The sequence below is a fragment of the Methylomonas sp. BG-2 genome (assembly GCF_057766305.1).
Map to the genome: position 1 here is coordinate 1 of NZ_JBYMAP010000251.1, position 5,528 is coordinate 5,528.

General features: G+C 56.8%; 4 protein-coding genes and 1 pseudogene. 4 read left to right on the forward strand and 1 reads right to left on the reverse strand.

Annotated features, from left to right (window positions below; translation table 11 throughout):
- From AC3B8H_RS17860 to phoR, 3 genes and pseudogenes are all read left to right on the forward strand, one after another.
- Positions 1–679: pseudogene (locus tag AC3B8H_RS17860) on the forward strand (type I glyceraldehyde-3-phosphate dehydrogenase); the annotation flags it as partial.
- 136 nt (positions 680–815) lie between these two features.
- The gene (gene phoB / locus AC3B8H_RS17865) at positions 816–1,508 is read left to right on the forward strand and encodes a phosphate regulon transcriptional regulator PhoB (protein ID WP_488442898.1); all 693 of its coding nucleotides are present in this window, start codon (positions 816–818) and stop codon (positions 1,506–1,508) included.
- Positions 1,509–1,514: 6 nt separating this feature from the next.
- Positions 1,515–2,789, forward strand: a complete 1,275-nt coding sequence (phoR, locus tag AC3B8H_RS17870) for a phosphate regulon sensor histidine kinase PhoR (RefSeq protein WP_488442899.1) — start codon at positions 1,515–1,517, stop codon at positions 2,787–2,789.
- Here phoR and AC3B8H_RS17875 read toward each other — a convergent pair.
- Positions 2,786–4,933, reverse strand: coding sequence for an MASE1 domain-containing protein (locus AC3B8H_RS17875; RefSeq protein ID WP_488442900.1), 2,148 nt, complete (start codon positions 4,931–4,933; stop codon positions 2,786–2,788). The genes phoR and AC3B8H_RS17875 overlap by 4 nt on opposite strands.
- Positions 4,934–5,100: 167 nt before the next feature.
- On the opposite strand from AC3B8H_RS17875, the gene AC3B8H_RS17880 reads away from it, so the two are divergent.
- Positions 5,101–5,528, forward strand: a 428-nt coding sequence (locus AC3B8H_RS17880) for a cytochrome ubiquinol oxidase subunit I (RefSeq protein ID WP_488442901.1), incomplete at its 3' end; no start/stop codon positions are given.

Here is a 5,528-nt window from a genome sequence, read left to right on the forward strand (position 1 = left end):
GAAAATTCTGTGTACCTGGAACGTGGCGGGTTGCGATCTCAGTCTGGTATACGGCGTCAACCAGGACGCTTACGACCCGGCCCGCCACGACGTGGTCTCGGCCAGTACTTGCACCGGCAACGCCATGGTCCCGATTTGCGACATTCTGGACCGCCACATCGGAATCGATTACGCCCGCATCGTCACGATTCACCCGGAGTTATCGGACCAAAAAGTTCTGGACGGTTATCATCCGTCATCGCAGTTGGGCCGAGCCTGCGCGATCTCCATCGTGCCCACCGGCACCAACGTCGCCAAATCGACCGAGCTGGTGCTGCCTCGGTTGGCCGGGAAGCTGGAAGCCTTGTCCTACAGGGTACCGACCGCCATCGTCTCGGTAATCGACATCGCGGCGGTCTTGACCAGGGACTCCAGCCAGGAAGAAGTCGCCGACCTGCTTCGCGACTATTCCGAGCACGGTTTGGCCGGCATTCTGTCCTGCGAACACGGGGCCTGGGGGCACCAAAAAGCCAGTATCGACTATCTGGCGAGTCCCTATTCGGCGATCGTGTTGATGAAGCATTTAAGCCTAGGCAACCGTCGCCATCTGGGTCTCGCATTGATGCACGACAATGAATTCGGCTACTGTTGCCGGGTTCTGGATGTGCTGGGCGTGATGGCCGCGAACCCGCCCCGCTGAAGCGCGATAACCGGCCAAGCACCCACTCGCCAGTCCCGGCCCAGCTCTGGCCGGCCGATATTTTTTGTCACAAACAGGTAATATATCGCTGCTAGATTAGCTAAGTCATTGCTGCTTAGCCTTTTATGGAACCTATATGCCCAACTTGAACATCCTGGTTGTCGAAGACGAAGAAGCTATCAGGGAAATGCTGGCCTTGGTACTGGAACAAGCCGAATTTCAAGTCATATCCGCCGGTAGTGCCGAACAAGCCATGCAAGCCCTGGCCGACAACCGGGTGGATTTGATTGTGTTGGATTGGATGCTGCCGGGTATCAGCGGCGTCGAGCTGGCCAAGCGCCTGAAAAACGAGCCGGGGTTCAAGGAGCTCCCCATCATTCTACTCACCGCCCGCAGCGAGGAAGAAGACAAAATCCGCGGCCTGGAAATCGGCGCCGACGATTACGTCACCAAACCCTTTTCCCCGAAAGAATTGGTCGCCCGAATCAAGGCGGTAATGCGGCGGAGCGGCAAATTGTCCGAATCCGGCCAACTCAGCGTGGGCGACCTGACACTGGACACCGAACAGCATCGTTTGATGATCGGCGGCCGCAGCCTGGAAGTCAGCCCCACCGAATTCCGGCTGATGCAATTTTTCATGACCAATCCCGACAAAGTCTATAGCCGCACGCATTTGCTGGATCAGGTATGGGGCCGCAGTGTCTATATCGAAGAACGCACCGTCGATGTGCACATCCGCCGATTACGCAAAATCTTGGCAACCTACGGCCGGGAAGAACTGATTCAAACCGTGCGCGGCTTCGGCTACCGGTTTTCGATGGCGGATTGACGCTCGATGCAGCGCTGGCAACGCGAACTCAATATCGTCATCGGCTTATTGATCCCCACGCTGCTGGTCAGCGTGTTCTTCGGTCATTTAACCGAGCTACTACTGGCCGTCACGCTGTTTTTGCTGGTCAAACAAACCATCAGCATCAACCGCTTGGAGCGATGGCTAAGCCAAGGTGGCGTCGGCGAGCGCGCCGACTTCAAAGGAATTTGGGGCGACATTTACTACCACTTATATAAAATTCGCCGCAGTCAAAAACGCCGCAAGAAAAAGCTCGGCAAGATGCTGGACCGGTTCCGCAAGTCCACCGACGCGCTACCCGACGCCGTCGTGGTATTGGGCAGTTACGGCGAAATCGAATGGAGCAACAAAATCGCTCATGATTTTCTGGGTTTGAAAAAGTCCGATAACGGCCATCGCATTCCGAATCTGGTCCGCCACCCGCTGTTTATCCAGTACCTGAAGGATCAGGATTACCGGCAGAAGATCAGCATCCCCTCGCCGGTTAACGAAAACCTGATCCTGCAAATCGGCATCGTACCCTACGGCAACGGCTTGCGTCTGCTGATGGCGCAAGACATTACCCATTTGAAGGCCATCGAGCGAATGCGCACCGACTTCGTCGCCAATGTCTCGCACGAACTACGCACGCCGCTGACGGTGTTGCGCGGGTATCTGGAAACCCTGCAGGAAATGGAAAACGGTCCGAGCGTCTACGTCCGCTCGTTTCAGAACATGTCGGCGCAGACCGAGCGCATGCAAATGCTGATCGACGACCTGCTGTTGCTCGCCCGTTTGGAAAGCAAGGCCAAAAAATCCGAATGCGTTCAGATTGCCGATCTGCTGGGCCAAGTCTGCCACGAAAGCGACTTGTTGGAAAAAGACGAACGCCGAGTCACGCTGAGCCTCCAAAGCACCGCCAATCTGCGCGGCGATGCACTAGAACTGCGCGGCGCATTCAGCAATCTGCTTGGCAACGCGCTGAAATATTCGCCACCGCGCTCGCCGGTGCACGTGCGCTGGGACAACCTTCCGGACGGTAGCGTGTATCTGGAAGTCGAGGATTTCGGTCAAGGTATCGCCAGCAACGAGATTCCTAGGATTACCGAGCGCTTTTATCGCGCCGACGTCAAACGCAATCAGAAAATCGCCGGAACCGGCTTGGGCCTGGCCATCGTCAAACACGTGTTGGTACGTCACGATGCCAAATTGGAAATCGAAAGCCAGCTGGGCAAAGGCAGTCGGTTCCGCTGCGTGTTCCCCAAGCAAAGGCTGTGTTAAATGTCGCTCAGCGCGAATTGATTGAAAAACGCGTAGCGGCCGGCTTTGCAACGGCGTAACGCGTGAATCGCCGAGCGCTGCAGGCCTTCGGCGTCCGAGGCATCGATAGGGCTCAACGCAATGCCGATACGGCAATTCAACAGGCCGGCCGCCTCCACCCCCGCGTAGGGCTTAGCCAAAAGCTCAGCCAAATGGCCGGCTAATTTGGCGACGCTCTCGATCTTATCCAACTCGGTCAGCAACATGGCGAACTCAGCGCCGTCCAATCGGGCAACGATATCGGTTTCGCGAATGCCACCGACCAGACGTTGCGCCACTTCCTGCAACACGCTATCGCCTTTCGCATAGCCCAGGCCTTCGTTAAGCTCCTTGAATCGATCAAAACTAACGATCATCAACGCCAATAACGCCCCGCTACGCTGGGATTTTTTGACTTCCTGATCCAAGCGGGCGTACAACATGCGGCGGTTCCCGGCACCGGTCAACGGATCGAAATTGGCCTGCTGCCATAATTGCTCCTCGGTCAGTTTTCGGTGGGTAATATCGAAAAACACCCCGATCCGTCGCAGTTCCAGCCCGTTTCTATCGAATATCGTGTTAATCGATAACAGCTCCACATAGAGTTCGCCATTTTTCCGACGATTCCAGATTTCGCCCCGCCACTGCCCGGTCGCTAGAATGGCCGCCCACATTGCTTGAAAAAATGCCGCATCGTGGCGCCCCGACCCCAGCGTCCTGGCATTTTTACCAATGATCTCTTCGGCGGTATAACCGGTCACATCGGCGAAGGCCGGGTTAACCGATACCACGACCCCATCCAGGTCGGTAATCATCATCGCCTCGCTGCAACCTTGGTAGAACAACATCGCCAACTGCCTGTCTTCCTCGGCCAATTTGGAATCAGTCACATCCTGAACGATTCCCGCCATCCGGGCGGGGCGACCGGGCAAATAGCAGCCGGCGATCCGAATCCAACGTTTTTCGCCATCCGCGCGGCGGATCTCGCATTCGATATCGCAATCAGCGGCGGTTGCAATCGCTTGCTGAAAACGCGCATCGACCGCTTCGCGATGGCCCGGCAGCACGTGATCGAGGAACTTCTGGTATCTCCAAACCCTGCGCATTTGCGAATACCCGAATATCCGATCATGGGTAAGCGTACGCTGCACCTCCTTGCTGGCTAAATCCAAGTCCCAAGCGCCCGCGCCAATGGTGTCCAACGCAAATCCCATTCTGGCTTCGCTCTGCCGCAGAGCCCGCGTGTATTGTTCCTTGTCGAATAGCATTAACGCTAACGGGATTCCGACCGCCGCGAAAATCAGTAGGTAACACCAGATACTCAGCAAACCTTCCTGGACGCCGTTGCCGACAAACGGCCCGACTCCGTGCTCAAGCCCCCACAAGGATTGCACTGCGGTCATCGTAATTAGCAAGGTTACGCCGTGGCCGCCAAATCGGGCCGCCGCCCAAATAACAAACAAAAAAGGCCAGTAGGATTTGGCGAAATCACCGAATAGATCCGGCCACCAAGCCAAAAACACCGTTTGCCCGCATGCCGCGCTAAACACGATAAAAGCGATGGTCTCCGGCAAGCGCCTGGGCACAAACCAATCCGAGGGCCAATCCTTCCAGATCAGCACCAACGGCGTCAGCAATGCCATGCCGAACACATCCGCCATCCACCAGTGCAGCATGCTGTCGAAAACGCTATCCAGAGCCACATTTCCTGCGAACAGCAATATCATCGGCCCGATTAACGCGCTGAATCCGGCACTAAACACGGCGGTGACACCCAGCCAGACATAGTCGCGCGGATGTTTCAACGCTGGCGAAAACCCCGAATGGCCGGATAAAAACCAGGCACCCAACCAGGATTCCAGCGTGTTGCCGACGGCAATGCCGGCGGAAATGAGCAACGAGTCGTCGACCAACAAACCCGCCAGCAGAGCGCCGACAAAAACGGCTGGCACGAAGCGCCATCCCCCCAACAAAATCGCGACCAAGCCCAATCCGGAAGGGAACCAGACCAAGGTGACGCCGCTGGCATCGGAGAAAAACGCCAGCACCAGCTTGGCCAGCGCCGCGTATAGCACGGCAACCCCGAGTATCTTCAAAAAAACGATGACGCCGAACGGTGGTTTCATAAGATGGCACGGAAAGACAGCTGCCCAGAAGTGTACAACAAGCGCCCTCATTCACCAGCGCGCGCCCGGCGATTTTTTGCGAGCCGCGTCCGGAAACAAAAACCATCGCCAAACTTCGCCATGCCTCTATAATTGCCGGCATTTTTGACCCTGCCAAAGAGGTGACCATGCTTTCGGAAACCGTTATCGAACTATCGCGCGGCCAATTCGCGATGACGGCTACCCAGCATTTTCTGTTCATGCCGGTAAGCCTGGGACTGTCGCTGATACTAGCCGTGCTGGAGACGCTAGCCGCGCGCGACGCGCGCTATGCCGATCTGGCCGGTTTCTGGGGCAGACTGTTCGGTATCGGCTTTGCGCTGACGGCGGCTACGACGTTGATTCTGATCAGCCAATTCGGCAGCCACTGGTCATATTTCGCCCATTACGCCGGCGATGCCTTCGGTTTGGCGTTGCTGGTAGCCTGCGCCGGATTTTTTGCCGCCGCCCAGGCTACCGGCCGTTTGCTGTTCGGCAAGCCCAAAGTCCCCGGCATGCAGCGTTCGCTATTGGCCTGGATCGCATGCCTGGGCTGCCACCTCGCCCTGTTGGGATT

Coding starts and splice junctions, on each gene's coding strand:
- phoB (WP_488442898.1), top strand. CDS start 816: ATGCCCAACTTGAACATCCTGGTTGTCGAAGACGAAGAAGCTATCAGG.
- phoR (WP_488442899.1), top strand. CDS start 1,515: ATGCAGCGCTGGCAACGCGAACTCAATATCGTCATCGGCTTATTGATC.
- AC3B8H_RS17875 (WP_488442900.1), bottom strand. CDS start 4,933: ATGAAACCACCGTTCGGCGTCATCGTTTTTTTGAAGATACTCGGGGTT.